At 37.7% G+C, this 3,275-nt stretch carries 2 protein-coding genes and 1 pseudogene; 1 reads left to right on the top strand and 2 read right to left on the bottom strand.

What is annotated here, in order from left to right; translation table 11 throughout:
• Nucleotides 1-72: 72 nt before the first annotated feature.
• A pseudogene (terL, locus tag ACIPNH_RS05100) lies at nucleotides 73-793 on the top strand (phage terminase large subunit); the annotation flags it as partial.
• A 28-nt stretch (nucleotides 794-821) separates the two neighbouring features.
• Here the strand turns inward: terL and ACIPNH_RS05105 are convergent.
• Both ACIPNH_RS05105 and ACIPNH_RS05110 read right to left on the bottom strand, forming a co-directional pair.
• On the bottom strand, nucleotides 822-2,816 hold the full coding sequence (locus ACIPNH_RS05105) for a hypothetical protein (RefSeq protein WP_400772073.1): 1,995 nt from the start codon (nucleotides 2,814-2,816) through the stop codon (nucleotides 822-824).
• A gap of 37 nt (nucleotides 2,817-2,853) precedes the next feature.
• Nucleotides 2,854-3,048 carry a hypothetical protein gene (locus tag ACIPNH_RS05110; protein WP_400771908.1) on the bottom strand — a complete coding sequence of 65 codons (195 nt, stop codon included), beginning with the start codon at nucleotides 3,046-3,048 and terminating at the stop codon, nucleotides 2,854-2,856.
• Between the last annotated feature and the right edge of the window lie 227 nt (nucleotides 3,049-3,275).

Here is a 3,275-nt window from a genome sequence, read left to right on the forward strand (position 1 = left end):
ACTCAACCTCCTTATCATCTTCTATCCTTATCTTATCACATCCGGACTTCTATGAAAAGAGCTATAACACAAGAAAAAGGTTTATATTCAAGAGAAGAGAATGAGTTATTATATCCCCTGGAGGGAGGAAGAGAAGAAGTTGAGATGATAAAAGTTGAACTCGGGAGTTACGCTTTTGCTGCTCAATACCAACAAAATCCTCTACCACTTTCAAGCGGTATAATAAAACAAGAGTGGCTAAAGCGCTATAAAAATTTCCCTGATAATCTCTCACATGTAACTCAAAGCTGGGACACTGCAGTTTCAACAAACGATTCCAGCGACTTTAGCGTCTGCACCACCTGGGCAAAAATAGATAATAAATTCTATCTACTTGATGTATATCGAGCAAAGCTTGAGTATCCAAAGCTTAAAGAGCAAGTTCTGTCACTAGCTGCAAGATGAACGCCACACGCAATTTTGATTGAAGCAAAAACAAGTGGTCAGCAATTAACACAAGAGCTAAAGGCAAATAGCGATCTACCGATTATCGAAATAATTCCACACAATGACAAACTCACTCAAAATTGTTCCGGTGATAGAGTCTGGTAGGGTTTTTTTGCCACAGCAAGCAGTATGGCTCAGCGATTTCGAGTACGAAATTTTAATGTTCCCAGAAGCTCGCCATGATGATTAAGTGGATAGTACCGCGCAATATCTGCAATGGACAAGAAAAACTAACACCAGTGCTTTCAGGGTCAAAGACTTTGGCCCCAACCCTAATAAACCATTTAGGTGGTTAAGATATATCTAAAAACCTAAATTTATTTCCCCAAAGCTTCTCACGTACGCTCTACAGAATGTGAGTTTACCTGTTGCACACTACACTCTGTAACCTTTAAAGGGGCACTTCCCTTATGTTGTACAACAGGAGAAGCAGGCGATCCCATAGAAGAAAAACCACTATCTCTATTAGAGGTATCAGGTGACGATAATTGTGCTTCTGCAAGTCGCCGTAACTGTGATTCTTTACTCTCACATAGAAATCTGCTTAGCTCCCTTTTCCCCGAAAGAGTACGCGTCAAATATAAATGCCACTCCTCCCCAGGGGAGAAATAGTTGGAGTTTAGCTTCTTTCGCTCCTCAGGAGAAAGAAATGGGCGTAGTTCCTCTCTCTGATCAGGATTAAGACGTTGTTGCCACTCTGGTCCACCTTCATGCATAGGAGAAGTCACCGCTGAGGATGGATTATTTTTTGCTCTTCTTTCTGAGGCAGATCGTTTAGACAAAAGTGGTTTTTCAGTTACAGGAGTTTCAGGAGTACTTCGCGTTGTATCACGTCCTTCATCATGTCGCTTAAGGTTTACGCCATATTGCTTCTTAAAAGGTGAAGAGAGCAATTTTTTTATTTTTTGAACACCACCCCCATGTTTCTTCTCCGGAGATTTACTATCTTGTGACTTTGCTTCAGAACACTCATTACTACTTTTTCGATCACTTTCATCAGTAACTTGCTGTTTTTCAGGTTCCTTATTAGAAACCTCAGAATTTAAGAATGTTGAACTATCCCATGCTCTAAGAGAACAAGTGGATTGACTTGGATCTATTTCCCCCGGCACCAACTGAAACAGCCCCCCTTTTCCTTCCTCTCTTTCTGATCCTTGCCTGGAAGGCCTCTCTAACCCTTCACCACGACTTTGCTTGGGACACCCCCGTGTCGGTGATGGTTCAGCTAATAGCGTTCGAGGAAGCTCAGGGTCAATGGACAGTTCATGGTCTTTGTTGATTACAGAGCTTTCCATGATTTTATTCAGCACACAATAAGAAATGTCTTGATTAGCAAAATCTATTCCGTATATTCCTCTCCTGCCAAATACTGGTAGATGTTTTGGTGAAATACAATCTTCAACATTATTTAACACGGTCATACCAAATACTTTATTAATATCATCCGCTTGTTCCTTGCTTAAAATTTTATAATATATAATATTATCAATAATTTCCTTAGCAGCAGGTATAAGAACTGAATTTTCACCACTGCCTGTATAAGAAACATGAAGTACAGAATTAATTGGTATACCTACTTTACGAGACAAATCAATCACTGAAAACTTTAGATTCTCAACAGTTTCATCCTCAGCACTTGTAACCTCAAAATCACGACATTCCAAAGATGCTTTGTGTTTTACTATGTCCTTAATGAACTTAGCCTTATTAAAGATGCTCCCCTTTATATACACACAATTGTCCTTGACTTTCAAGAAACCATCAGTTCTTTTAGGACTATTTTTATAACCTTTTACTGTCGCTGAGAATGACTCTATAAAATACTCTTGTAACCTTTTATCATAGAAACGCATACAATATAGATAAGATTTCCTGTCAAAGCTTTCATCAGATGTATACCCTTCTACATGTTCTAAACCAAAATCTCTTCCCATAGCACCTGTGATGTCTCTCGCAAGCCCATTAGCTAGCAAACATTTTAGATTGAAAACTATACTTTGATCTATCGGCACTGAAAATCTATACTTTCCATTACTATCTACCAATTGGCTCCGATTGAAATTAAAAGGAAAAGATTTCATATCAAAAGATAAACTAGCAGTACTTTCATTTCCACAGAATGTTTCTACTATCCTTCCTTTCATATTGTTTAAATACTTCATGCATTGATCAGCATCCATACTTTTATCAAATGAGATAACAATACGATCTTCCTTCTTAAAAAAAGTTTGATCTGTGCTTTGTACGGTAAGATTAGTAATAGCAACCTCATTATGACAAAGAATAATGTTAAATGCTCTTACTAATTCTTGATTCATTATATTAGGCATAATATCCCTCCCTATTCAAATTACCATAAATTTACTGTTACTTACCACTTCTGCCACTACCTTGACCACTAGATTGATTTTGCTTCCTTCTCTCCTCCTCACGCTTAATTCTCTCTGTAAAGTTATCAACTCTCCTTGGATCTATAGCATCCGCTCTAATTCTTCCTCCTCCTGGTGCATTATTATCGCCATATTTTCGTTTTTCATAACCTGAACCTTTATTACTATCCATATTATCCCCCAGTAAAAACATTATGTAATCAACATACTAAAAATAAAATTAAGTGCAAGCACTTTTTTATATTTTTTTTCAAAAAATTTTATTCACTCTTTTTCATAAAATTCAGTTTTCTAGATTCCAGCGTCACGCGCTGGAATGACACCTGTATTTCTCTTTGCCATCAATCCCTACTCTTTAATGTCATACCAGTACCTCTTTTTCTTGTCATCCCAGTGCCC

This window comes from Wolbachia endosymbiont of Drosophila barbarae (assembly GCF_044752445.1).
Classification (GTDB): Bacteria; Pseudomonadota; Alphaproteobacteria; order Rickettsiales; family Anaplasmataceae; genus Wolbachia; species Wolbachia pipientis.